This is a genomic window from Sulfurovum aggregans (assembly GCF_055385215.1).
Genome location: NZ_AP042387.1, coordinates 718,225 through 743,664, shown reverse-complemented (window position 1 = coordinate 743,664; position 25,440 = coordinate 718,225). Strand labels below are relative to the sequence as shown.

General features: G+C 35.9%; 22 protein-coding genes and 1 riboswitch. Of the genes, 12 read left to right on the top strand and 10 right to left on the bottom strand.

Annotated elements, in window-relative coordinates:
- The 6 genes from ACZ48W_RS03670 to ACZ48W_RS03645 form a co-directional block, all read right to left on the bottom strand.
- Positions 1-1,161 carry a restriction endonuclease gene (locus ACZ48W_RS03670; protein WP_464829980.1) on the bottom strand — a complete coding sequence of 387 codons (1,161 nt, stop codon included), beginning with the start codon at positions 1,159-1,161 and terminating at the stop codon, positions 1-3.
- Between the two features lie 4 nt (positions 1,162-1,165).
- Positions 1,166-1,549 carry a hypothetical protein gene (locus ACZ48W_RS03665; protein WP_464829979.1) on the bottom strand — a complete coding sequence of 128 codons (384 nt, stop codon included), beginning with the start codon at positions 1,547-1,549 and terminating at the stop codon, positions 1,166-1,168.
- 31 nt (positions 1,550-1,580) lie between these two features.
- Positions 1,581-4,088 carry a DNA cytosine methyltransferase gene (locus ACZ48W_RS03660; protein ID WP_464829978.1) on the bottom strand — a complete coding sequence of 836 codons (2,508 nt, stop codon included), beginning with the start codon at positions 4,086-4,088 and terminating at the stop codon, positions 1,581-1,583.
- Between the two features lie 127 nt (positions 4,089-4,215).
- Positions 4,216-5,739: a DUF1538 domain-containing protein gene (locus ACZ48W_RS03655; protein ID WP_464829977.1), complete on the bottom strand. Its 1,524-nt coding sequence runs from the start codon at positions 5,737-5,739 to the stop codon at positions 4,216-4,218.
- Between the two features lie 36 nt (positions 5,740-5,775).
- Positions 5,776-6,153, bottom strand: coding sequence for a Crp/Fnr family transcriptional regulator (locus tag ACZ48W_RS03650; RefSeq protein WP_464829976.1), 378 nt, complete (start codon positions 6,151-6,153; stop codon positions 5,776-5,778).
- Positions 6,154-6,659: 506 nt separating this feature from the next.
- Positions 6,660-8,594 (bottom strand): thioredoxin domain-containing protein, encoded by a 1,935-nt coding sequence (locus tag ACZ48W_RS03645; RefSeq protein ID WP_464829975.1) that lies wholly within the window; start codon positions 8,592-8,594, stop codon positions 6,660-6,662.
- Positions 8,595-8,848: 254 nt separating this feature from the next.
- On the opposite strand from ACZ48W_RS03645, the gene dsbD reads away from it, so the two are divergent.
- Positions 8,849-10,624 carry a protein-disulfide reductase DsbD gene (gene dsbD, locus ACZ48W_RS03640; RefSeq protein ID WP_464829974.1) on the top strand — a complete coding sequence of 592 codons (1,776 nt, stop codon included), beginning with the start codon at positions 8,849-8,851 and terminating at the stop codon, positions 10,622-10,624.
- 96 nt (positions 10,625-10,720) lie between these two features.
- Here dsbD and ACZ48W_RS03635 read toward each other — a convergent pair whose 3' ends face one another.
- Entirely contained in the window at positions 10,721-11,179 is a 459-nt protein-coding gene (locus tag ACZ48W_RS03635) for a DUF6524 family protein (protein WP_464829973.1), read from the bottom strand.
- A gap of 111 nt (positions 11,180-11,290) precedes the next feature.
- Between ACZ48W_RS03635 and ACZ48W_RS03630 the strand changes: the two genes are divergently transcribed.
- The 6 genes from ACZ48W_RS03630 (at position 11,291) to ACZ48W_RS03605 (ending at position 16,346) form a co-directional block, all read left to right on the top strand.
- Positions 11,291-12,160 carry a CvfB family protein gene (locus ACZ48W_RS03630; protein WP_464829972.1) on the top strand — a complete coding sequence of 290 codons (870 nt, stop codon included), beginning with the start codon at positions 11,291-11,293 and terminating at the stop codon, positions 12,158-12,160.
- A 4-nt stretch (positions 12,161-12,164) separates the two neighbouring features.
- The gene (locus tag ACZ48W_RS03625) at positions 12,165-12,938 is read left to right on the top strand and encodes a c-type cytochrome (RefSeq protein ID WP_464829971.1); all 774 of its coding nucleotides are present in this window, start codon (positions 12,165-12,167) and stop codon (positions 12,936-12,938) included.
- Between the two features lie 26 nt (positions 12,939-12,964).
- On the top strand, positions 12,965-13,411 hold the full coding sequence (locus ACZ48W_RS03620; RefSeq protein WP_464829970.1) for a YidB family protein: 447 nt from the start codon (positions 12,965-12,967) through the stop codon (positions 13,409-13,411).
- Between the two features lie 120 nt (positions 13,412-13,531).
- Positions 13,532-15,094: an endonuclease/exonuclease/phosphatase family protein gene (locus tag ACZ48W_RS03615; protein ID WP_464829969.1), complete on the top strand. Its 1,563-nt coding sequence runs from the start codon at positions 13,532-13,534 to the stop codon at positions 15,092-15,094.
- Complete coding sequence (hemJ, locus tag ACZ48W_RS03610) at positions 15,095-15,529, top strand: protoporphyrinogen oxidase HemJ (protein WP_464829968.1); 435 nt, start codon at positions 15,095-15,097, stop codon at positions 15,527-15,529.
- 64 nt (positions 15,530-15,593) lie between these two features.
- On the top strand, positions 15,594-16,346 hold the full coding sequence (locus tag ACZ48W_RS03605; RefSeq protein WP_464829967.1) for a DUF2231 domain-containing protein: 753 nt from the start codon (positions 15,594-15,596) through the stop codon (positions 16,344-16,346).
- Positions 16,347-16,363: 17 nt separating this feature from the next.
- Here ACZ48W_RS03605 and ACZ48W_RS03600 read toward each other — a convergent pair whose 3' ends face one another.
- Positions 16,364-16,717, bottom strand: a complete 354-nt coding sequence (locus ACZ48W_RS03600; RefSeq protein ID WP_464829966.1) for a c-type cytochrome — start codon at positions 16,715-16,717, stop codon at positions 16,364-16,366.
- 310 nt (positions 16,718-17,027) lie between these two features.
- Entirely contained in the window at positions 17,028-18,347 is a 1,320-nt protein-coding gene (locus ACZ48W_RS03595; RefSeq protein WP_464829965.1) for an IS1380 family transposase, read from the bottom strand.
- A 186-nt stretch (positions 18,348-18,533) separates the two neighbouring features.
- Positions 18,534-18,613: riboswitch (cyclic di-GMP riboswitch) on the top strand.
- A gap of 81 nt (positions 18,614-18,694) precedes the next feature.
- Between ACZ48W_RS03595 and ACZ48W_RS03590 the strand changes: the two genes are divergently transcribed.
- From ACZ48W_RS03590 to ACZ48W_RS03570, 5 genes are read left to right on the top strand one after another with little or no spacing between them, the layout of a single operon-like run.
- Positions 18,695-19,474, top strand: a complete 780-nt coding sequence (locus ACZ48W_RS03590; protein WP_464829964.1) for a type IV pili methyl-accepting chemotaxis transducer N-terminal domain-containing protein — start codon at positions 18,695-18,697, stop codon at positions 19,472-19,474.
- A 10-nt stretch (positions 19,475-19,484) separates the two neighbouring features.
- Positions 19,485-19,922 (top strand): hypothetical protein, encoded by a 438-nt coding sequence (locus ACZ48W_RS03585; protein ID WP_464829963.1) that lies wholly within the window; start codon positions 19,485-19,487, stop codon positions 19,920-19,922.
- 11 nt (positions 19,923-19,933) lie between these two features.
- Positions 19,934-20,746, top strand: a complete 813-nt coding sequence (locus ACZ48W_RS03580) for a type IV pili methyl-accepting chemotaxis transducer N-terminal domain-containing protein (RefSeq protein ID WP_464829962.1) — start codon at positions 19,934-19,936, stop codon at positions 20,744-20,746.
- A 9-nt stretch (positions 20,747-20,755) separates the two neighbouring features.
- Positions 20,756-21,514 carry a hypothetical protein gene (locus ACZ48W_RS03575; protein ID WP_464829961.1) on the top strand — a complete coding sequence of 253 codons (759 nt, stop codon included), beginning with the start codon at positions 20,756-20,758 and terminating at the stop codon, positions 21,512-21,514.
- A 13-nt stretch (positions 21,515-21,527) separates the two neighbouring features.
- Positions 21,528-24,710 carry a response regulator gene (locus ACZ48W_RS03570; RefSeq protein WP_464829960.1) on the top strand — a complete coding sequence of 1,061 codons (3,183 nt, stop codon included), beginning with the start codon at positions 21,528-21,530 and terminating at the stop codon, positions 24,708-24,710.
- Position 24,711: 1 nt separating this feature from the next.
- Here ACZ48W_RS03570 and truA read toward each other — a convergent pair whose 3' ends face one another.
- Positions 24,712-25,434 carry a tRNA pseudouridine(38-40) synthase TruA gene (gene truA, locus ACZ48W_RS03565; protein ID WP_464829959.1) on the bottom strand — a complete coding sequence of 241 codons (723 nt, stop codon included), beginning with the start codon at positions 25,432-25,434 and terminating at the stop codon, positions 24,712-24,714.
- Positions 25,435-25,440 lie beyond the last annotated feature (6 nt).

The following is a 25,440-nucleotide window of genomic DNA, read 5'->3' as shown; positions in this document are numbered from 1 at the left end:
CTAAATAAAATATTTTATCAAAGTGTGTTTGAGTTGCTCAAACTCGATTGTATGCTTAATATCCAAATCCAATCCGGTATTGATTATATTTATAAAATTTTCTTTTGAATAGTTTCCTAAATCATTTCTGTAGTCATATTCAATAGTATCTAATTTGGAAATTAAACAAATTGCTTGATATGATTTATCAAAGACGCTAGTTTTATTGCCGGGATGTGCCCTATAAAAATGTTGATTTGGAGTTATTGCAATAATGTTTTCTGGAGTATCAGCTAATTCAGGAAATTGGGATGCTAAAAATATATGATGTGCCTGAGTTGCAGGATAGTTATCAAATCTATGTATTTCACTATTTTTATGAATGGATTTTACAAATTTCTTTGCTTTTTCAATGTAGTATTTATAGGATTTTATGTTATCAACATTTTCATCTATAAATGTACTGGAGAATTCCTCTCTAGTTATAGATTTATCTTTTTTTATGTCTCTCCAGTTTACTCTATTATATAGTAAATCATTATAATTTATTTCAGCTATATCACCTGATTTAGTGCCGAGTTTTTTATATCTGAAAGCTAGTGTATTTAGCATAGGATTGAATATCCTAATTGGTTCTAGCTCTTTATTGATAGGTGTATTGTTTATAATGAAATCTGTATATTTATCGCGCAATTCATATAATGCACTTTTGTCTTGTACTTTAAAGAACTTATCAAAGTCTCTCCATATGTTACTGTCTTTTAAAATTTTTTCAAGATATGCTGAAATAAAATAATAAGCATTCCTATCTCTAAGTGAGATATATTCAATAAGATTTTTATGCATAACTTTATATTTATATGGTTTTTTATCTTTATTTTCATTAAGTAGCCCACAATACGCTAACATTTTTATTGGTTGCCCAAAAAATTTATCATATTCTCTTTTTGCTACCTTTACACTTGGCTTATTGAATATTTCGGTAACTATTTCATTAGAAAAATCACACTCTTTTATATCGTTATTTGTAAATTCTAGTGATATATCAATACACATTAATATACATTCACAAACTGCACTCAAAACATCAGGTTGTACCTTTTGGTCAAAAAACCTTGCATTACCTGTTTTTCTAATATCTAAATCGAGATTATCTAAATATATTTCTATTTTATTTTTCATAATGCTAATTTGGCAAAGCCAATCCTAAATCAAAGTAATTTCTATAGGCAGGAGGAATATTTGAACGAATAATAGCCACATTCTGTGTTCTTCCATTTACAAAGCCATAATTATTATATAAATTAGAAAGAAATTCATTACAGTTAGTTCTATATGCTATATTTCCAGTTCCTGCAGTCAAACTAAAATTTCCAGGAATAGATGGGTTAGAAATAAAAAAATGTATTCTTCCTTCGCTTCCCCATGCTCCTTGCAATTGATTATGTTCCCAATTTAAACTAGTTGAATTGTTATTTCTTGCTAGGTAACCTAGAGCTTTATAGTATTCACTTTCATTATTAAATTGAATTTGTGCTGGGTTATTTCTTCCAAAGTTTTCTTGATACATCTTAGTTCCTTGTGTTTATATTATTTTTTATTTAAGCTTCTTTTAATAATCCAAAGAATTGAACAGAATTATTATCGATATTTAAAGACCTTGTTCCTCTATTTCTTGCTATTTTATAATATTCTATAAACTCCTTACTACTGTAATATTCCAAATGCTCAGCAGTTATAATAGTATTTTTTTTAGCTTTTAAAAGTGCGACCGAACCATCTGCAATTGTATTCTTTGGTAAAAATGTTGCTCTTGGGTTGTATGTTAAATTTGGGACAAGAACAATGTTATTTTGATTTAAATATTTAGACACGACAAAGCTATCTATTTCATCTATAAAACAATCATAATTATCTATATTTTTAATACCATTATTGACTATGTTTCTTGATTTTAGTACGCGAATTTTACCATTAGCTATGGTATGTTTTTTTGTAATTTGTCTATCTCTAAAACTTTCAAATACATCTAATTCCATTTTATTCACTACTGTATCAAAAAAACTATTTCGATAAATTAACCAATAAGGAAAATCTTTAGAAAATATATAACTCTTTTTTTGAATTGCAAGGGTATTTGTAATATAGCTTTCGATCTTTATCTCTTCGGATTTTTCTTTTTGGCATGTATCTAATAAAAAACTAATGGTTTCTATCTTAACCCCTTTAAATGCTTTCTCACCATAATCAGTAATCGAATGTAAATTTTTGTTTTCAAGCAATACTCTCGTTTGATTAAACTCTGGAGAATTGATGAGACTTTTGGGAACTATTAAAGAGACATATTTAGCTATGCTTATTGACTTTTCTATAAAAAATGCAAATAGATTATTCGTATTTTTGTTTTGAGTATTCAATTTATATTGACCCAACAGAGCTTTGTTATTTGTAACCTTTCCATAAGGAGGATTGCCTACTACCAGATCATATTGATATTTACTCTCCCATAAGAGAAAGTCTGCATGCACGAAATTGATAGTAAAATTTTTTGGTATTTTTGTTTTGGTTAATAATAGTCTCAATGTATTAAGTGAATTTTCATCTATATCAATAACATCTAAAATTACAGTTTGTATAGTTTTATATTTATTGAAAAGTAAAGGTAGAAAATTACCTATTCCGACAGATGGTTCAAGTATTCGTAAAGCTTTTTTATTTTTAAATGAGGGTAATTTATTTATGACATTGAAAACAATATCTTCTCTTGTAAAATATGCTTTTGTATCTACTCGTTTTAAATTTGATAATTCAGCAATATTGTAAAGTGTGTTTAAGTCATATCTATTGTGGTTGTTACTTATAAAATGATGCAAATTATTTAATTTTTGAAGATTGTCTACTTTGATTATTTTATCTATTTCATTTATGGATAATACTTTCTTTTTTAAAACATTTTTTATGTTTTTTGCTATTTGTTCAAATATTTTTGTGGGAACAGCTTCCCCAATACAATGTCTTATATTTAATTCATTTTGTTTTAAATAGTCTTTTTTTTCTTTATTAGATAAATTGTTAAGTGAATCTAAATCCAGTGGTGACCATTTAAAATCATTTGGTATTGTCATCATTCTCATCAGCTCTCGAATACTAAATACTCTATTGTCAGATGGGTGTATAGTATTTTGACTAGCTAAAATATCATTTCTTGTATGTATACATGGCGCCTCTTTATCCCAATACCATCTTGCGTATTTGTCCCCATTTTTATTTTTGTTATAGACTATTTCTCCATTTATTACTTTGTGGGGTATTCTATTTGGTTCTAGATTATCAAATGCAGATTCTCCTTCTTTTATGTTCTCTATCCAAGGTAGCATTTTGTTATCAAAATTTCTATATGAATGATATATATCATCTTCATATATTTCACCCATAACTTTTAAAGAAGGCAAATCGCCAATTAAGGCTCTTAGTTTTTTAGCTTTATGCTGTTTTGGGAAAAGTTGATAAGGACTTATATTGATCAAATCTTTTCTAACGCCAATAACAAGCGTTCGTGTTCTACTAGATTGAGAACCATATTCTTTAAAATTAATTATTTTTGATAAAATATTATAGTTACCACTAAGATTTAATTCTATTGAATTTTTGATAGGCTTATCAACATTATCTGTATCTGTACAAATTGTATTTAAAAATGCCCTTACATTTTCAAAAATAAAAAATTTTGGTTTGATTTTAGCAACTATTTTAATGGATTCAACAACTAAAGAATTTCTTTTTATTTCATTTTCATTTTTTTTATGATTGGCAACTGACATTCCTTGACATGGAGGTGTAGCAATAAGTACATCTAAATCTGTTATATTATTGTTGTCCAATTCCTTATAAATTTTATCTTGAATTTCTTGATTTGATAAGTCCCCTTGAATATAGCCACTATCAAATTTACATTTCTGATTGTATTGTTGAATTTTCATTCTTTTTTCTAAATATTCATTGGTTGCGATACATTGAAAACCTTGCTCCTTAAATCCATAACAACCAATTCCTGCACTACTAAAAAGAGATATATATGTTAGGTTTTTGATTGTGTATCCTTTATTCATGTAAGCATGTTATATCAAATAAATTTTTTGTTACCATTATCTTTATCCTCAATCTACGTTTAGGCTAATTTATCAAAAAAGTTGAGATTTAGTTAAAAATATGGCAAATTGTCATACTTTTATTATATCAGATTTTATTTTCCGTCATGGTTAACTTCTTCTTTTTATAGTACTCTGCATAAATACCATATCCCATTACTGTAAGCATAGGGAAAAGCGATGCAAAAGCAATGAGGCCAAAACCATCAATTAATGGATTACGCCCCTCTATATTCTCTGCTAATCCCAGTCCTAAAGCAGTTACTAATGGCACAGTGACGGTTGAAGTAGTTACGCCACCACTATCATAGGCAATAGGCACAATATATTTGGGTGCAAAGTAGGTAAAGAGTATGACCATGAGGTATCCAGCTATGATATAGTAATGTATAGGATCACCTGCTACGATACGGTATGAACCCAATCCAATACCGATCGCAACTCCAAATGCTACCACCATTCTAAGGATATTTTGTTTAATGTTTCCTTCACTGATCTCTTCTGCTTTTATCGCAATGGCCAGAAGCGCTGGTTCCGCCATAGTTGTGGAAAAACCTATAAGAAATGCAAAGAGGTAGATAAGTAGATTATTACCCATATCTGTGAGTTGAAAAGCAATCGTCTCTCCTATAGGGAAAAGCCCCATTTCAAGGCCTACGATGAAAGCGTAGAGCCCTAAAATCACCATAATGATACCCGTAGCTATCTTATGTAAATGTGCCACAGGTTTTTTGATGATGATATACTGAAAAAAGAATATCACTATGAGTATGGGAGCGACATCTTTGATAACACCAATGAGTTCCATAAAGGTATCCATCGCAGAAAAAGTATATACAGTAGCAACAGCTTTGGTATTTTCTGCCACTTCTGTAATAACAGATATTACAGTACTGTTGTCTCCTAAGTTATAGACGATGATGCCATAGATTTGAACAAATATCATAGGGGTAAGTGAAGCAAAAGCGATGAGTCCAAAGCCATCGATAGCAGGATTTCGCCCTTTGATGCTTGAGGCAAGACCTATCCCTAATGCTGCGACTAAAGGTACAGTTACAGTGGAGGTAGTAACTCCACCACTGTCATATGCCAGTCCAATAATCTCTCTTGGTGCAAAAAAGGTAATAATAACAACTAAAATATAGCCAGAGATGATGTAATATGCGATGGGATGCCCAAGTAAGATACGGAGTGTTCCCAGCGCAATAGCAAACCCTACTGAGAGAGCCACAGTCATGCGCAGCCAAAAAGCATCAACAAGACCATTACTGATGAGTGCTGCTTTATCAGCTATGGCGATGAGAGCAGGTTCAGCAACTGTGGTAGAGAAACCTATGGTAAAGGCAAAGGTGAGAAGCCAAAAAACTGATCCTTTGCTTGCAAAATCTACAGCAAGACCTTCTCCTATGGGGAAGATACCAAGTTCAAGCCCGCGGATAAAAAGTGCCAGCCCGATAGCTACAATAGTCAATCCTATGACAATAGAAACAATGTTCTCCGGTACAGCCTGAATAATGACTCCCTGAAACAGTGCAACAACAATGATAATAGGAAGAAGGTCCCTAAAAGAATTTTTAAGGTCTCCGGCAAATAGTTTCAAACTTTCTTTCATGATAGTAAGTTATATCAATTTAATGTAATTGTACGCTTATTTAAGCTCTATTTTCCCTCTATGTAAAGCAACTGCACCTTTTTGTTCCAATTCTTTGAGTAAACGACTTACAACCACTCTGGAACTTCCAAGTTCTGTAGAGAGTTGTGCATGGGTTATCTCTATTGTTTTTTCAGATTGTTTGTTAAGCCATTCCAAAATGCGTGTATCTAAACGTTTAAACTTAAGACTTGTAAGTTCCTCAAATCGTAACTGGTAGAGTGAAAAAAGATAGTTTTGATAGACATCACTCATTTTACTGAGTGCTTTGACACTCTGGGCATCTATGAGATAACCTTCAATATCTGTGAGTCTCTCAGCAGATGCTATCGCTTCTGTCTGTGAAAGCAGGGAAGAGTGGTATTGACAATGCATTGTTCACCTGCCTGCAGGGTATAGAGTGTGATCTCTTCGATTTCACCAGATTGGGAATAGAGACGTACTTATCCTGAGATGAGCCATAAAATGTTGTCGCAAATATCACCTTGATAGAAAAGAAGTGTATTTTTAGGAATGGAGATAGGTTTTAAATGCATTTGTAAAAAATGAAGTGCTTCAGGTCCAAGTTTCTTTACAAAGATACTTTCTGCTAAATTACGATTTCAATAATAAATATCAATAAATAGAATATGATGAAAAAGAAATTAACAGTAGCTCTAACAAGTACATTGTTGAGTATATCACTCAATGCAAATAGTGATGTGGATAAACTGAAAGTGCGTGTTCCACATTGGAGATGATCTGAAATGCTTTACTTATGTGCTCATGCTTGCTTTGAGGAAGTAGAGTATTTGCATAGGTTCCCATGAGTATCTGAGTACGTGTCTACATCGGTGTCTGAGCAAGCAGAAGTAAGGGAAGAGTAAAAAGAAAGAGAATCCTCATACTCTCTTCTCTAAAATCTTCACAATTCCCTCAAAATCCTTTTCATGTCCAAAGCAGCTGTTAGAGTTACAGAGCATGTACCCATCATTGGTGTCATTTTTGAGTAGTGAAAAAGGGTGAGGTAGGGTATCTAGCTGTGGGATGTAGGGTTTGAGCTTATCTTCTTTGGCTTTGATAATGATGTCGTCTTTAAGGTAGCGGATAACCATTTTACTCATCTTCGGAGTAGAGATAGGTTGGCGCATGACATCATAAGAGTAGATCTCAAGTGTTTTAAAGACAAATTTTTTATAGACGATGTCAACAAGAGATGAGATGCTGTAAAGTACCGAGATCATGGTAGATACTGAGGATGGGTAAGAGCTGTCATAAATATCTGCATTGGTTTCAAATTCACCTCGGGAGAACTTCCATTTTCCACCTGCAAAGTACTTTTCTATAGCATTGTTGGCAAGTTTGGTTGCCGTGACAAGATAGACTTCGTCCAAGGTACTTTCATAGGCTTCTATGAGTGCTTCACATAAAAAGGCGTAGTCTTCCAAAAAGGCGTGTATTTTAGGCTCTTTGTCTATCAATACAGAGTGGAAAAGTTGTCCGTTTATATACATAGACTCCAAGAGTCTGCTTAAAGACTTTATCGCAAGTTTGAGATACTTTTCATCCGTTCTTCCCGCTTTAAAGAGTGACTTTATCATCATCGCATTCCAAGAGACGATGACTTTTTTGTCTATAAACGGGTAGGTGCGTTTCTCTCTACGTTTTTTAAGTGCTTCTATAGCTTCTGCATAGTGAGGAATGTTCAGTGAACTTGCATCATCGACACGTATGATGTTCTTACCTTCAAAGTTTCCTTCTTTTGTGATATGTAGTGCTTGTGCTAATGTTTCATGTGCTTTACTTGGTATGCCTGCTTTTTCAAAAGACTTGAGTGCTTTGTCATAGGAGTAAACAAAGTATTTTCCCTCTTCCCCTTCTGTATCTGCATCACTGGCTGAGTAGAAAAGCCCTTTATGGCTCATCTTCTCTAGCATAAAATCCAAGGTTTCAAACGCGATATTTTTGTAAAAGTCATTTCCTGTGGTATGGTAGGCTTTGAGATATACTTCTGAAAGTAAAGCATTATCATAAGTCATCTTTTCAAAGTGGGGAACAAGCCATTCGTTGTCAGTAGAGTAGCGACAAAATCCACCATCTACCAGATCTCGTAACCCACCCCTTGCCATAGAGGAGAGGGAGAGCAGAACCATGTTAAGTGTCTCTTTGTCATCAGTGAGTTTGTAAACATCCAGGAGCAGGTCAAGGATGGAGGCTTGAGGGAATTTTGGGGCTTTGTTAAATCCTCCCTCTTGATTGTCAAAGAGTTGTTTGGCTTGGTCTATGACTCTGCCGACGATGCTCTTATCTAACTTTGTGGCTTGTATCTTGTCCTCTTTAGGGTTGAGGTGATGCAGTATCTTGTCTGCTTCATCTACCAGTGTTGTTTTTTCATTTTTGTATTTATCGGCTACGATTTCCAAAAGTGAAGTGAAACTCATCATCCCGTACTTTGGCTCATCCGGGATGTAGGTAGCAGAGTAAAAAGGTTTAAGATCTTCGGTTAGGAAGATAGAGGCAGGCCAGCCGCCTGGGCGACCGTTCATGAGCTGATAGACATCCTGAAAATGTTTGTCAATGTCAGGTCGTTCTTCACGGTCTACTTTGATGGAGACAAAATATTCATTCAGGATCTTTGCAGTTTTTTCATCCTCAAAAGACTCATGCTCCATGACATGGCACCAGTGGCAAGAGCTGTAGCCGATAGAAAGAAAGATGGGTTTATGTTCTTTTTTTGCTTTTTTAAATGCTTTCTCACCCCAGGGGTACCAGTCTACAGGATTATCGGCATGTTGCTGTAGATAAGGTGAGTGTTCGTTTTTAAGATGATTTGCCATTTTAGACCTTTAACTATTGATTGGAACGCATACGAAAGAAAGTTCCATATACTACACTGATGCTAATCCCTCTCCTGGAGAAGAGTTATGCGTCTGGTTGCGTTAGTGTGAGTATTATTATTTTTTATACCTTTTTATCTGTAAAGGTTAATATTATGTTGACTATAATGCGTTATAATTTTACAATTATTACACACTCTATACACATATATCATAATATAATTGTATAAAATTTCAAAGAGAGAAGAGGAAAAATGAGAAATATTTTCAAAGTGTTACTTTTAGCAAGTGTCTTCCTGAGTTCATTTGCTTTAGCAGGATTTGATTCTGCACTGAAAAAACAGAAGTTTTTATCGCCAGAAGTGGCATTTCAGGTAGCAGCAGTAAAGAAAGCAGATGTCATAGAGACAAAGATCACAATGGCGGACAAGATTCACATCTATGATGATTCACTGCATTATAGGATCATTTCTCCATCTATAGTTGAACTCACAGTTAACAAGCCCACACCTCATGAGTTCGATGGCGATAAAGTGTTTGAGAAAGAACTTATTGTAACGATCCCTGTAAAAGAGATTGAATCTAAAGTTACAGGTGACTACACGCTTGAAGTAGAGTTTCAAGGTTGTTCGGATGCAGGTATCTGTTACCAGCCTATCAAAAAAACATTTAACTTCAAAGGTGCAGAACTTGGCCTTTTTGATAAGATAGGTGCCTTGATGAAAGAAGGAAATACTGCCAAAATAGCAGAGGTGTTAGGAAGTGAGAGTTCATTTTTCATCATCTTGCTTTTCTTTATATTTGGACTTTTGTTAGCACTGACCCCTTGTGTGTTCCCGATGATACCCATCTTATCCTCTATCATCGTTTCCCAAGCGGGTGATGAAAAACCAAGTGTAGCAAAAGCCTTTTTTACCTCTTTGGTTTATGTGGTTTCTATGGCACTTACTTACACTGTGGTAGGTGTAGTCGCAGGACTAGTGGGGGCTGACATCCAAACTGCGATGCAAAATCCTTGGGTACTTACCGTTTTTGCAGCGATGTTCGTAGCACTTGCCTTCTCACTCTTTGGCTACTATGAGATAGGACTTCCAGCCTCTTGGCAGTCTAAAATCTCAAAAGCCAGTGATGATGCAGGACAAAAAGGCGGTATAGTCGGAACGGCTGTTATGGGACTGCTTTCAGCCCTTATCGTAGGACCATGTGTCGCACCTCCACTGGGTGGAGCTGTTCTATTCATTTCCCACACAGGAGATGCACTGCTCGGTGGTGTTGCACTGTTTGTGATGAGTATGGGTATGGGTGTTCCGTTGTTGCTTGTAGGAATAGGAGCAGGGAAGTTCATGCCTAAACCTGGTGGCTGGATGACAGCAGTTTCACAAGTTTTCGGTGTGATGATGCTTGGACTTGCCATTTTCATGCTGGGACGCATACTGCCGGATGTTGCCACGATGATCCTATGGTCACTGCTTTTCATAGGTTCAGCCCTCTATATGGGTGTCTTTGAATCAAAAGCAGGTGAAGGGATGATGAAGCTCTTCAAGCTTCTTGCCATGGTATTCTTGCTGTATGGAGCAGCACTTTTCATAGGGGCACTCAGTGGAGCAAGTTCTATTTTGGATCCGTTTGAGAAGTTTACTTCCGGTGTTAAAGGAACAGCTGTTGTACAAGAAGATAAAAGTGGGCATTTGGGGTATTCGGTGGCACGTCTTATGAAAGAGGTAAAAGCCTCTTCCAAACCAGTAGTTGTAGACTTCGGGAAAGACTCTTGCACGGCTTGTGCAGAGTTGGAACACATCACATTTCCTGACCCAAAAGTCAAAGAGCAGTTGAAGAACTTTACTTTTATTAAAATAGACTTGACGAAAAATACGGAAGAAGATAAAGCTCTACTGAAAAAGTTTGAACTTTTTGGTACCCCAAATATCATCTTCTTTGACAAAAAGAATAACTATCTACCAGAAAAAAGTTTGACTGGGTTTATCAAGCCTGAAGCGTTTGCGAAACATTTGGAAGGCGTGGCGAAGTAGCTATATCTTTCAGCTTGCTCGTCATCCCCGGATCAAGTCCGAGGATGATGGGAGATTTGTTTCTTTTCCCCTCCCTTTTTCTGTTTCATATAAATATCAGTCTTCATCTGTAGCATCTGTAGTGTAAACACCTGTAAGCTTTTTCCAAATGATAGAAGCATTCAGACCAAACCAGATAAGAAGTCCTACGCCTATGGTCGCAGCCCAACCAGCCTGTTCAAACTCAGTAACATTGATGATATTGTATTGTTGAAGTCCCCAGATAAATGCACCGATGATGATGACGGTCATGATAGCCCCGTAAAACTTTAAACTCTGGAAGATAGATTTGACCGCAAGGAACCAAAGTGCAAACATGATAAGGATACCAAAAGGTCTAAAGCCCGAAAGAAGGTTATCTACACTGCTGATATAGTGTATGAAGTGGTGCCCTGTCGGATTCCACGTTCCAAGAGCTAAAGCCATAGACATAATAAGTGTGACCCACCATTGTAGATGTGTTATTTTTTTACCTGATTTAGTGGTTGATGTTTTGGTTAAAAATCCTGGAAGCATTTGTTTCCCTCTTAATTTTTATAACAATTATAGCAAAAATTTTTATTAGGGTATAATACGTGTAAGAGATTGTGAGTACATCACAAAACATCAAAAAAAACGGAATAACACATGAATGAAAAATCAAAAAATTTAAGTATAGAGATAGGCAAAGTAAACACTTTAGAAGTGATGCGTGATACAGACTATGGGTATTTTCTTGAAGCAAAAGATGAAAATGAGGTACTATTGCCTAATGTCTATGTAATGGAAGATGAGATGCCTATGGGCTCACTGATAGATGTTTTTGTCTATACAGACTCAGAAGACAGACCTGTAGCCACAACGAAGATGCCTTATGCCAAGCTTGGTGAATATGGGTACTTTACAGTAGTAGACTATAAATCTTATGGTGCTTTTGTAAACTGGGGACTGCCTAAAGATCTGTTTGTCCCTTTGTCACAGCAAAAAGAGTATTTTAACATTGGTAAAAAATATGTGTTAAGGGTCTGTTTGGATGAACAGACCGGGCGTCTCTATGCTACGCAGAAGATAGGCAAATATTTTAACCGTGATCTAAAAGGCTTGCATCAAAATAAAGTACTTGATATGCTTATCCTTGCCAAAACACCATTGGGATACAAAGTGATTGTCGATAATCAATATGAGGGTATGCTTTTTACCAACGAGATCTTTGAAGATCTGCGTATAGGTGATAGAAAAAAAGGTTACATAAAAGCTACACGAAAAGATGGTAAACTTGATATGTCTCTGCAACCCATAGGACTGAAAGCCAAACTGAGTGAAGCAGAAGCAAAAGTCTTGCAACTTCTTAAAGAGGCGAATGGAGAATTGGCATTTACGTATAAAAGTGATGCTGTAGAGATACAAAAAGTCTTTGGATTGAGTAAAAAGAATTTTAAACGGGCATTGACCTGTCTGATAGAAAATAAAGAGATCGAATTGCTTGAGAGTTCAATCAGGTTGCTACAGGGGGTATAAGAGAATGAAACGAATTTTAAGCTATATGCTTGTTTTTGTAAATTTACTTTTTGCAGTATCGGGAGAAGAAGTATTTGAAAAAAAATGTGCTTCTTGCCATAATGATTATATTCCCCAAAATAAGTTGTTAAGCAATTTTATAGATCATAACAATACAGAGTTGAATCTTACAGCACCAACACTCAATCAACTCTCATTTACATTAAAAGATCAGATAGGTGATAGAAAGACCGATGCCGAATCCCAAAAGTTCGAAATAGAAGAGTTCATTGCTGAATATTTGAAGAATCCAGATAAAAAAAGAGGAGTCATCCCTCAAAAAATTAACCGATTTTTTAAAACAATGCCAAGTATGAAAGGGCAACTCAGTGAAGAAGAGATAGAAGCAGTTACAGGGTATATCTATGACTATGCAGAAGCAATGATGATTGAACATGGTGTAAAAAGATACAGTTATGAAGAAGCATTGAAACTTGCCAAAAAAGAGGGTAAGATCATTATGATCGAAGGATATATCCCCTATTGCCGTTTTTGTATGCGTATGGATAGAGAAGTGATGGTAGATCCTGTGGTTAAAGAAGCACTCAATAAAGATTTTCTTCTTGTTAAGAAAAATCTACTCATAGAAAAACTGCCGTTAGGTATGAAGAGACTGGGGACACCATCATTCTACTTTATCTCAAGTGACGGTAAAGAGATCATAGACATGATAGAGGGGTTTGGGACGATAGATGAGTTCTTGGAATTGTTAAAATCTGTCAAAGAAGAAGCTAAGTAGCTTATCAATAGTATAAAGGAAAAGATATGGAATTAATGGATTTATTGAAAATGGGTGCTTCGATGATAGAGGGTAACAGTGATAATGCAACCACCGGGCTTAATGTTGATGATATTGCTACTGCGTTAAACGAATTGATCAGTAACGGTGAAGGTGGACTTGACTTAGCTTCACTTGTAAGCGGCTTGTCACAAAATGGTTTAGGTGAGATCGTAGGTTCCTGGTTGGGAAATGGAGAGAACAGATCTATTTCTATGGATCAGATCACAGATCTGCTGAGTTCTGAGAAAATCTCTGCATTTGCTTCACAGCTTGGACTGGGTGAAGAGAGTGCCAAAGCTGCTTTGGCTGAGGTACTTCCGGAACTGGTAGATCGGGCAACATCGGGAGAAGGTACGATTATGGATGAAATGCTTGCACGAACAGGTGGACCCGGTGCTGCTATGGATATGCTTGGAAAGATGTTCCGTTAAACTTGTAATAAGTGTTGAATGTTACAAATGGATATTCAACGCTTTTTATGACAATTTGACAGCTTTTTATTCTCCCGTTGATTACTTTGCTACAATACTATTAAAAATGCAGGATTGTTTGTGCGATATCTTTTTCTCTTTTTATTCCCATTTTTACTTTTTTCAAAACCATTTAAAGTAGCTACATACAATGTAGAAAACCTTTTTGATGCCAACTTTCAGGGTACAGAATATAAAGAATACATCCCCGGTAAACATAATTGGAATCAAAAGATGGTGGAGATAAAGCTCAACCATACTGCTGAAGTGATCTGTGATCTGGATGCAGATATCATTGGACTTCAAGAAGTGGAGAACAGTATGATATTTGAAGCATTGATCAAACGCTTGAAACGGGTAGGGTGCGGGTATCGTTACAGTGCTATCACACATAAAAAAGGAGCACCTATTCAAGTAGCACTTCTCTCAAGGTTTCCTATCGTTTATCAAAAAGAGTTACAGGTAAGCTATTCACCTTTGGTACGTAATATTTTAGAAGTTGAGGTAGAGGTAGAGAGAAATCATTTAACACTTTTTGTGAACCATTGGAAATCAAAAGGCAGGAAAGGGGTAGAGAGTAAACGTATTCAATATGCGAAGACCCTGCAAAAGAGAATCTCCTCTCTGCCTGCAAAGAGAGAGTATATTGTTCTGGGTGATCTGAACAGCCCTTATAATGCACATTTGACATTAGATAAAAGGCTGAATGACACCAATGGTGTGACGGCTATAGGTGATATTTTGCAAACAGTGATCAACAAAAAACTTGTACAGGAACATCAAATGTTAAAAGCAGATCATGGTATACATTACAATACCTGGCAGGAACTGCCTTTTAAATATCGTTGGAGTCATAAGTTCTATGGACATAAAGGTACACTGGATCATATCCTGCTTCCTTCCGCTATGTTCGATCATCAAGGTATTGATTATGTCAATAACTCTTTTAAGGTTTTCAAAGCCCCTTATCTTTTTACCAAAAAAGGGTATATCAACAGTTGGAGATATAAAAATGGTAAACATATGGCAAAAGGGTATTCTGACCATCTACCCATTTATGCACTTTTTGATATGAAACCGTATGTCCCTGAGAAACAGATAAGAAGAAGTAGTAAAACTGCCAATCAAAATATTGAGTATCTTTACAGTGTAGAGTCATTAAGCAATGAAGTTATGCTAAAAGATGCTGTTGTGATACTGAAACGGGGAAATCATGCCATCATCAAACAGACTTTGCATGGTAGAGGTGTCTACCTGTACGGTTGTGCGAAAGGTTTAAAAGAGGGGTACAGATATGACCTTTTGGTACAAAACATCACAACATATCATGGACTTAAAGAGGTCACGGATGTTATCAAACTTAAAGAGAAAGGGAAGATAAGTTTAGATGCTTACTATTATTCAAGTAAAGCGATATATCAGAGTAATTTAAAGCAAAATGAAGTAATACGTAATATAACAGGGGTCTATCATAATAAAAAAATTACTATAGGGGGAAAAGAAATCCCCCTCTATTTTAAAAAAAAGATAAATAGACTATCTGATGGCAGTAAACTAAAGATAGGCTATGCCCATCTTGGATATTATAAGAAATTACAGTTGGTTGTTTACAGTAAAAAAGATTTTGATATATTGGAGAAATAAATGGCGTACTATAATTGGATATTGGCATTTCATGTAATGAGTTTTACCTCTTGGATGGCAATGTTGTTTTACCTGCCTAGACTCTTTATCTACCATAGAGAGCATGCAGATAATGAAGCGTTTGGCGAAGTAGTAAAGATACAGGAATATAAACTCTATACATATATAGGAGCACCTGCAATGTGGGCGACTATTATTTCCGGAGGATCTATGCTTTATCTGAACCCTGGTATTTTCCAAAGTGGCGGATGGATGCATGTGAAATTGTTTTTTCTGATATTTTTGATCGTATATAGTTTTTCACTGAATATGATCCGTAAAAAACTTATCATGGATCCGTTTTATAAAAGCGGCAAATATTTCAGATTTTACAATGAAGTGCCTACATTGCTTATGATAGGTATCGTAATTATGGTAGTTGTAAAACCATTTTAAAAGCTATGATTGTAAATAATTTTGTGTTATAATAATCAAATTCAAAAATAAAAGGAATTAAAGTATGGAATTGCCAGCTATTAAATTACCACAAATCGAACTTCCGTTTGATATCCCTGTATTGTTACATCCCCCAATAGATCATTTTATTATCGCATTGCCGATCATTGTTCTTTTGTTGGAAATTGCCAATCTTATTGTAAAGAAAAGAGCCATAGGGGTTGCGTCCTTCTTTTTACTGGTTTTAACTGTGGTAGTAGCTGTTGCTGCATACTTGACAGGAAGTGTAGATGGTAAGGAGGCTTTCCCGTTACTCAGTGAAGCTGCGCAGGGAGAACTTAAATCACATAAACTTTTAGGTACTTATCTTATGTTCTTCTCTGTAGTGGTACTGGTATTTAAAATACTCTCCGCACTAATTAGCCGAGGGCTCATGAAAGCACTTTATCTGTTAGTGCTTATCCTATTTGTTGCAGGTATACTGAAGCAAGGTAAAGAGGGAGGAGAGCTTGTTTATGAGTATGGTGTGAATGTTGAAAAAGTACAAGAACTGGACAGTGAACTTGATGATCTCAAAGAAGAACTCGAAGAGTTGGAAGAAGCAAGTAAATCTGTAAAAACAGAAGAAGAGAAACCTGCTGCAGCAGCTTCTCCAGAAACAACCTCAGATTCTGAAAAAGCAGTAAGCAAAGATGTAAAAACAGAAGAAAAAGAGACTTCAGATGATGCTGCCCCGGCAGTGAATGAGAAAACAGAAGAGGTAAAAGTCGAAGTGGTTCCTCAAGAGACGGAAAAACCGCAAATAGCTACACATTAAGAAAACATGGTTTTCTATTATGACCCGCCATCTCCTGCAGGGTCATATTCTATTTCATAACGATCTTTATTTACAGTTGTTTTAAGCGTGGAGAGATACTCTGCCATTTGAATGGTTTGGTTCTCATCCAGTGATTTAGCAAAAGATATCATAACGGAACCAAATGCAGTACGTGTTTTCCCCTGTTGAAGATCTTTTAATCTTTGCAATAATATATCTTTTCTTACACCTTGTAATCTAGGTGAAGCCCCCATCCCCTCCGCATACATACCATGACAGGAATTGCAGGCATTTTTAAGATAAAGTGCTTCAGCATCGGTAGAAGCAAAAAGTATAGATGAAAATATGTGCAGAATAAGAAGCTTTTTCATATCAACAGATCCGTTTTTTTAGTATTCTAGCAAAAGATTGCAAATATCTCTTTTATAACATATTTTATTGATATTATTATCCCAAATCCCGAAATAGAAAATTCATTTCATAAAAATTGAGAGACTATAACCCGTTTTTGTCTCCGAACTGTAAAAAAGTGTGCTTAAAAGAGCTCTTTGTATCCCTATGTCAACAAAGTGGTGCGTCAAATACTCTTTTTAAAGCCATTTTCCTGATTTTTTGACATAGCTATCCTGTCACTTTGTCTGAAGAAGAAATGATAAAGGGAATGCCGCAGTGGTGAAGTTGCTACTCTAAACTGAGCAAATAGCATTGATGCCGTATGTGATTGAGGATATCCACAAACGCTTCATTGACTTTAAGCACGATTTGGCGAGCATGATGGACTACTTTACCTGCAATATGATACAGTTTATAGCGAATGGTTTGAATGGTGTGTTTTTGCCAGCTGACATGTAATATACGTTTAAAGAGTATGAACAGGTTGTATGCCAATGTACCGATATGAAAGTAGAGCGCATTGGCTTGAAAGTCTGAAGTTGGCAGGTACTTCAGATTGAACCCGTTTTTCAGTTCTTTGATTCGGTTTTCACTGGTATCACCCCGTTGTCGGTAAAAGCGTACAATCTCTTCAGCTGTTTTCTCCAAGTCATTGGTGGCAATCACACTGTAACGTTCAGAAGCGAGTGCCAGCTTCTCTTCCTGGCTTAGAAACGCCTCCATGCCATGCAGCAATGGGGTGGTGGTTTTTTTAATCACAATCATACGAAAGGCATGATCGGTATTCTGCATCGTGTGGTAAAATTCTGCTACCTCTTCTTTGAGATGATGTGCGGTACCTTTTATTGTTCTAAGGGGTTCCCAGGAATCAATTGTTTCAATGTTTGTCAGTACACTCCTGTCAAGATGCCCGCCTACCACATAGATGATATTACGATTATTGCAATAATTGAACAGTGATGACTGATACGAAGCGCTATCGGCTCTCAGATAGGAGAGTTTTCGATGTTTGGGAAGTTGTGCTTCACACTGTTTGACGAATGCAAGATTATGATCAGCAGGTGCTACATTACCGGCTCTAAACTCCTGATGAATCACATAGCCGCCATTAAGATGCCTAATGATGGGAGTAAATCCCGGGAACATTTTATAGGTGGTAAACGCAATAGATTTATGGCTTTCTATCACGGTTGCATCAATATCAAGCACCAAAGGTTCATCTATTCTGCGAAGATAGCGTTGTAGCAAGGTACGGTTGAGTTTTTCCATCCCCGACATCTTGACTTTGCCGGAGCGTTTGAGCCATTTGCCGATACTGTCTGCTGTGGGAATATGCTTTATCCCAAGTAGTTCTTGAAGTGCGTGATCGGACTGAAGGGTGCGGATATCCTCCAGATATCTGCCTCCACTGTGTAACATTAGAACAAGTGAATGGATAAAGGTATAAGGATCGTAGCCTCGGTTACTTTTAGGTAAAGGAAGATATCGGTTGCATAACCGATCAAGCTTGATTGCTTTTAAAAACTCTCCAAAGACTGCCTCTCCTGCTCTGGGTGTCAGTCTCTCTTCGGTGCTCTCTACAGTGAAATTTAAAACACTTTGTGCCATACTTTTATCCTCCTGGAAAAAGCTCACCCATTGGGTGAAAGCGTTGAGTGGGCTTTTTCTCTGGCTTTCTTCGTATTTTACGGCATCTTCACTTATTCTTTTGTTTTTCTATTTCGGGATTTGGGATTATAAGTATTGTTGAAGTTTACAAGAAGTACAATTAATAGTGTAGTAAATACGATGTTTAATTGAAAAAGCCAAACCTGTTGTGAAGCAGGGACGGAAAGTTATGGGTCTTTTGAATGCAAGATTGCCAGACTGCTTAATTTAAGTATAAGCTTTTCTTTCTTCTTTGTCTTTTTTAGTATTCTGTTATTTTAATATACTAAGTAAAAAAGGAGTTTATAGTGTCTGATTTTATGAAAAAAGCAATAAAAATTGTTCTTCTTCCCTCTCTTATTTCCAGTTATGCTTTTGCAATTGAAATCAAAAATCTTTCTGTAGCTGTAGATGTTGCCGGGAAGCAAAGAATGTTTACACAGCGTATGTTGAAAGATTATGCGATGGTAGGGCTGGAAAACCATTTTGGAAATCCTGGAGAAGACCTTAATAAAATAATGGGATTATTCGAGAACCATTTGAATTCACTTATAGAGTTTAATACGGATCCTGCCACAGAAAAAAGTCTAGAAAAAGTCAAAGCTATGTGGGGTCCGATCAAAGCGGCATTAAATGAACCACCAAGTAAAGAAAAAGCAGGGAAAATGCAAGAAGATCTGGAGGCACTGCTCAAACAGTCAAATGAAGCAGTCGGACTTTTTGCAAAGCAGACAGGAAAAACATCCGGAGAAATCATCAATATATCGGGACGGCAAAGAATGCTTTCCCAAAGGATGGCAAGCCTTTATATGCTTAAAGTATGGGGTGTGGATGACCCTCAGTTCAAAGAGAAGATGGACAAGGCAATGAATTTGTTTAAAACTTCATTGGATAAACTGATGAAATCCGATATGAGTACACCGGAGATCAATAAGTTGCTGAAAAAAGCAGAAAAGTCTTTTATGTTTTTTGAGATCATGAATAAATCAAGTTCGAAATTTATTCCGTCACTGATTTACAAAAAATCAAATGAGATGTTAAAAGATATGAACACGGCAACAGGCCTTTATGCCGCACAGGAAAAGTAGGAAATACGGATTGGCAGTAAAAAAAATTAAAATGGGTTTGGTAGCAGTTTCACTTTTTATTACTTCAGTTCCAGCGATAGAAATAACCAGTACTGTACAGGCAGTTGATATAGCAGGGAAGCAGAGAATGTTCACCCAGCATATGTTGAAAGATTATGCAATGGTAGGAAGGGGAAATACTTTTGGCAAACCGGGTGAAGACCTCAAGAAGATAGCAGAAACTTTTGAAGACCATTTTGATTCATTGACAAAACTGAAAAGTTCAAATTTGAATACTGATGAGATAAACGGCCTTTTGGCAAAAGTCAAACGGTCATTTATGTTTTCTGAAATAATGGACAGATCAAAATCCAAGTTCGTTTCAACGCTGATATACAAGAAGTCAAATGATATTCTTTTGAATATGAACAGTGTAACACAAAAATATGTTGAGTTAAAAACCAAATAAAAGGAGACAGGATGAAAAATAGAATGATCAAAAATATAGGAATGGCAGCAGCAATATTTATATTGTCAGGGATGTGTACAGCAGAAGAGCTAAAGGCCCCTTCAACAGATGTGACAGTGATAGCAGATACTGTAAAATTGATAGATATAGCAGGTAAACAAAGAATGCTTTCCCAGCGAATTGCAAAAGATTACCTTTATGCGGGTATGAAGATTGCTCCGGCAAAGGCGAATAAACAGCTTGAAAAATCTCTTTCCGAACTTGTAAAATCCCATAAAGTGCTTGTGAAGTCCATTAATGACCCGGAGATCAAGAATCTTCTTGCTTTTGTTGAAATGAGTACAGAAGACCTTAAAATAACGGCAAATGAACCATTTACAATCGATAATGCACAATTGGTTATAGATTTAAGTGAATCAATGCTGGAAGGAAGCCAGTATGTTGTTGATTCATTAAAAGAGACGGTAAAGATCAAAGAATCTAAAATCGTAGGTATTGCAGGAAAGCAGCGTATGCTTGCACAGCGTATTGCCAAATATTATATTGCTTATCAGGCAGGGATTAAAGATAAAAATACAGTTGAGCAGATGAAAGCGGCAGTAAAGTTGTTTAGTGAGTCTCATGCAGCACTTATGCAAAATCCGGCAAATACACCGGCGATCAACCGGAAATTGAATGAAATAGACAGACTTTGGAAAATTGTATATAAGTTCTATCTTAATATTGAAAAAGGCGGATTGCCATTAATTGTTTTTAATACAACGGATAATATTACCAAAAAGATGAATGAGATAACGAAGCTTTATGTGGAGCTATATAAATAAGGATGAATAATGAAAAAAATATTTTATATATTTTTTCTTTTGTTAGGATCGACACTTTTCAGTGAAGCGGCAACAAGAGGAGATGTAAATATTATTGAGGCTTCGGAAAATATTAGATACCTTAGTCAAAAGATGGTAAAAGATTATCTTTTCCTTTATAAACATCCTGATAAAAAATTAGTGAAGGATGAACTGAAAAAAGCACTGAACAGGTTAAATAATGATTTCAGGATTATTGCTACAGCAACCAAGGATACCGATACAAAAGATATTCTTGAGTTTCTTGCCTACAGCAAGGATCAGATAGCACAGATCTTCGAGGAAACACCGGATAAAGAAAAAGCTGCATTGATGCTTGATTATAGTGAAACACTGCTTGAAGGGGCAGATTCCATTGCTGCTGCGCATAAATATGATTTTTCCAGAGAAGAGGAGATGTTAATGGTAACCAAAAAAATGGAATATCTTTTTGAAAGAGTTACCAAATATTATATGGCACTTCATGTAGGTTTTGACAGTACTACCAATAAAGAACAAATGAAAAAGGTTATGGCTGCTATTGAAGAGAGTTTGCTGGAAATATCTTTGTATAACTATCCCAAAGAAATGAAAAGCATACAAAAAAAGATTGATGAATCCTGGAAAGCCAATAGAATCTTTTTCAGTAAATCCGAAAATTTATTTATTCCAAAATTAATGTTCCTTTCTGTAGATTATCTTGAAGATATGGCCATAAAGTTAGCACTTTATCATAGTAAAAACCAATAAGAGGAGAGTGGAAATGAAAATTATAAATAATAAAAATGTCTTTACTTTTCTCATTATTGTAGTCATAGCAGTATTGGGACTGTTCTCTTACTATACTTATAATTCTTATATGAAGTATGAATCTACCCAGAAGAGTACACAAAGTATATCTTTTCTCAAAGAAATGGAGGAAGTGCTCGACAGAATAGAGAAAGAGAGACTTTATAGTGCCGCCTATATGGGTACTGAAGGAAAAACAGGATTTAAGAAGGTACAAAAAGCAAGAAATGAAGTGGACAGTGCCATAGAAGAACTCAATGCATTTATAGGCAAGCATAAAGAGTTCAGAATGTATCAAAAGAGATTAGAAGCTGCCAAAGAGAATTTAAAATATGTGCGGACAAAAATAGATACGTTAAGTTCAGACTATAAAAATATTTTCTTTGAGATCTATCATAATAGAATCTTTGAATCGCTCATAGGTGCAATGAGAATAGTTTCGGCGAATGATCCTTCTGTAAAAATGAAGAATTATTTATCGACATATACACGATTTAGCAAGTTGAAAGAAAATACTGCATTGGAAAATACAGGTATTTTTTTTATTTTGAGCGGATCCAGAAAAATGAGTGATAAAGATCTGGTGTTATGGGATTCTCTTTTAGTAAATGATACATTGCCGGAGTTTGATGCCCTGCAAAATAAGACGATTGTTTCCAGGCTTAATGCACTGCTTTCTCCAGAGCAGTTCAGTAAAATCGGTTCAAAAGAACGTGTTGAAATACTATATGGGGCATATAAAGGGGAATATCCGGTAACAACGAATGAATGGTTTGGTCAAGTTGAGAAAAAAATGAAATATATTGCACTGGCACAAAGTATACTCTCCTCAACTATCCAGAAGCATACAAAAAACAAAGTGGCAGAAAGTAAAGAAGTAATGACCAGATACGCGATAGGGACTCTCTTTACGCTACTGCTTCTTTTGGTACTGTTTGTGATCTATTACAATATCAATAAAGATAAACAACTCTTTGAAGATACGCTAAGAGATATTGAGACAGTACTCAACCTTGAACAGCAGAAAGAGTTGAAAGCTCTGATAGATAACAGGGAAATAAATCAGATATACAAATTCCTGACCAATACGATCAGAGAAGCGAATCAGGCAAAAGATCTTTTCCTTGCAAATATGTCTCATGAGATCCGTACACCGTTGAACGGTATTGTAGGTTTTACCCAGGTACTTAAATCTACACCTCTTTCGGAAGAGCAGAAAGAGTTTGTAACAGTGATCGAACACAGTTCGGATAACCTGTTGACCATTGTAAATGATATACTTGATCTCTCGAAAATCAAAGCAGACAAGATCGAATTGGAAAGTATATCTTTTGATCCTGTTGAGAAGTTTGAATCTTCTATAGAATCTTATGCTGCAAGAGCTGCAGAGAAAGAGATTGAACTGGGTGTTTACATTGATCCTGAGCTACCGACTAAAGTAATAGGCGATCCAACCAAGATTTCACAGGTTCTGGTCAATCTTATCAGTAATGCAATTAAATTTACACCTTCAAACGGTGCTGTGGATGTCCGAATAGAAAAGATTTCGGAAAGCGATAATGATACTACTGTCAAATTCTCTGTTGAAGATACTGGTATTGGTATTACAAAAGAACAGAAAAAGAAGATATTTGATGCATTTTCCCAGGCAGATGTCAGTACGAGTAGAAAATTCGGAGGTACAGGTCTGGGCTTGGCTATTTCAGGTAAATTGGTTTCCTTTATGGGAGGAGAACTGGAGATAGAGAGTATTGAAGACCAGGGATCTACATTCTTTTTTACATTAAAGCTTGAAAAGTCAGACGAAGCGGAACAGAGAACGGTGATCAATATGCGCGGGTTCAACATCGGTTTGATCGTGCCTGATCAGGAGATTGAAAAACGGATGAATAAAAACCTAGAGACATACGTCAACTATACCGGTGCCAAGTTCAATGTCTACTACGGTATTGAATCACTGGAAGAGTCATCCTTGCCGGATGCGATATTCATTGACCATAAATATTATCAAAGAAAAGATGAGCTTGAGAAATATATGGATCTTGATACAAAGATCATTCTTCTTACCACAGCAGAAAAGAAAAAGAGTATCTATAAAAATATTCTGGAGAATATTGACAGAATATTATATAAACCGGTCAACCTTACCAAAACCATTAAAGCACTGGATGTGGTTTATGAAGAAAAAGAGACTAAACAGTCATCTGAAAGCGGGGAGTGTAAACATGATATATCTTTTGAAAGAATACATGTACTGGTAGCAGAGGATAACAGTATCAACCAGAAGCTGATCAAGAATGTTCTGAATGGTTTTGGTATAGAAGTAACACTTGCAAACAATGGGGAAGAAGCCCTGGAGTTACGTAGCCATAATGAGTATGATATGATATTCATGGATATCCAAATGCCTGTTATGGGCGGGATCGAGGCAACCGAAAGAATTTTGGATTTTGAAGAAAAAAACTGTAAACATCATGTTCCTATAGTGGCTTTAACAGCAAATGCTCTAGAGGGTGACAGAGATAAATATATCAATGCAGGTATGGATAATTATCTTTCGAAACCTATAGAACTTGAGAAATTAAATCTGCTGATACAAGAGTATTTCCCTCATAAGGTCGCTGTAGAGAAAGAAGAAGCAAGTGAAAAGAATAGAGAGAAAGAGAATCATGAGAATATTGTTGAGGTGGAAGAAAATATCAATATTGAAAAGAGTGATGAAATTGTAATAGAAGAGAATATGGAAATACAAAACGGTATTCCTGTTCTTGAAGAACAAAAAGCAGATGTAAAGGCAGAAAAGAAGATAGAAGAACTTTTGAATATAAAAAGAGAATCTGATATACTAGTCTTCCACTCTATCCCATTAATTGCCAATCTTTATGGGAGTATATTGAAAAACCTGAAATATGATGTAGACATCACTACTAATGATCAGACTTTTTTAGACAGACTGGATGATACAGAATATCAATTCGTGATATATGATATAAAACCCTTTGTAAATATGAAATGTATGATTGCAGATATTATCCGCGATAATGGAGCCAAACCTTTTGTATTGGTGCGTAATCCATCAGAAGACGATGATTTCTGTTGTGATGTTCTGGAAGAAAAGGCAAATATTGAATATGTTCAGAAAAAATTGGAAAGGTGACCTAGTAGAGTATCCGGGCTAAATAAAGTCCATAAGGAGGAGCAAGTTTTGTAGTATGCTTCTCCTGACATGCTATCTGCTCCAGAAGTTGTTCTGGAGTCATTTCCCCTCTGGCACACTGCATTGCCGCTTCTACCATCATTCTTACCTGAGAACGTAAAAAACCGTTTGCTTCAAAATAGATATAATGGTAATGATTGCGTTGGATGTAGTATGCGGCGTAAATTTTTCTTACACTAGTATGGGTCATGGTACCGGTTTTGTGAAAATAATTAAAATCGTGTTCACCTAAAAAGAGAGGTAAAGCCTGTTCAAGCAGAACAGGGTCAAAGGTAGGATAATAGGAAATATATTTCTGTTCAAATACAGAGGGTTCCCTGCTTTTGAAAATATAACGGTAAAGTCTTTTTTTTGCTGAGAAACGGGCATGAAAATCATCTGCTGTTTGAGAGATATGTTTGAATTTGATATCTGTCAGTTTTCTGTTAAGACTCAGTTTGAGTTTAGAAAGATCAGACCAGAATTCCGGGAGATCAAAATGTATCACTTGCCCTGTTGCATGAACACCGGCATCTGTACGGCCGCTGCCTGTAATAGGTGATGTTATCTGCAGGGAATGTAAAGCGTGTTCTATACTGCCTGTCACTGTTCTGTTTGTAGCAGTTTGTTTTTGGAAACCCTGATAGCTGCTTCCATCGTAGGTGATAACTGCTTTTACACGCATAGGTCA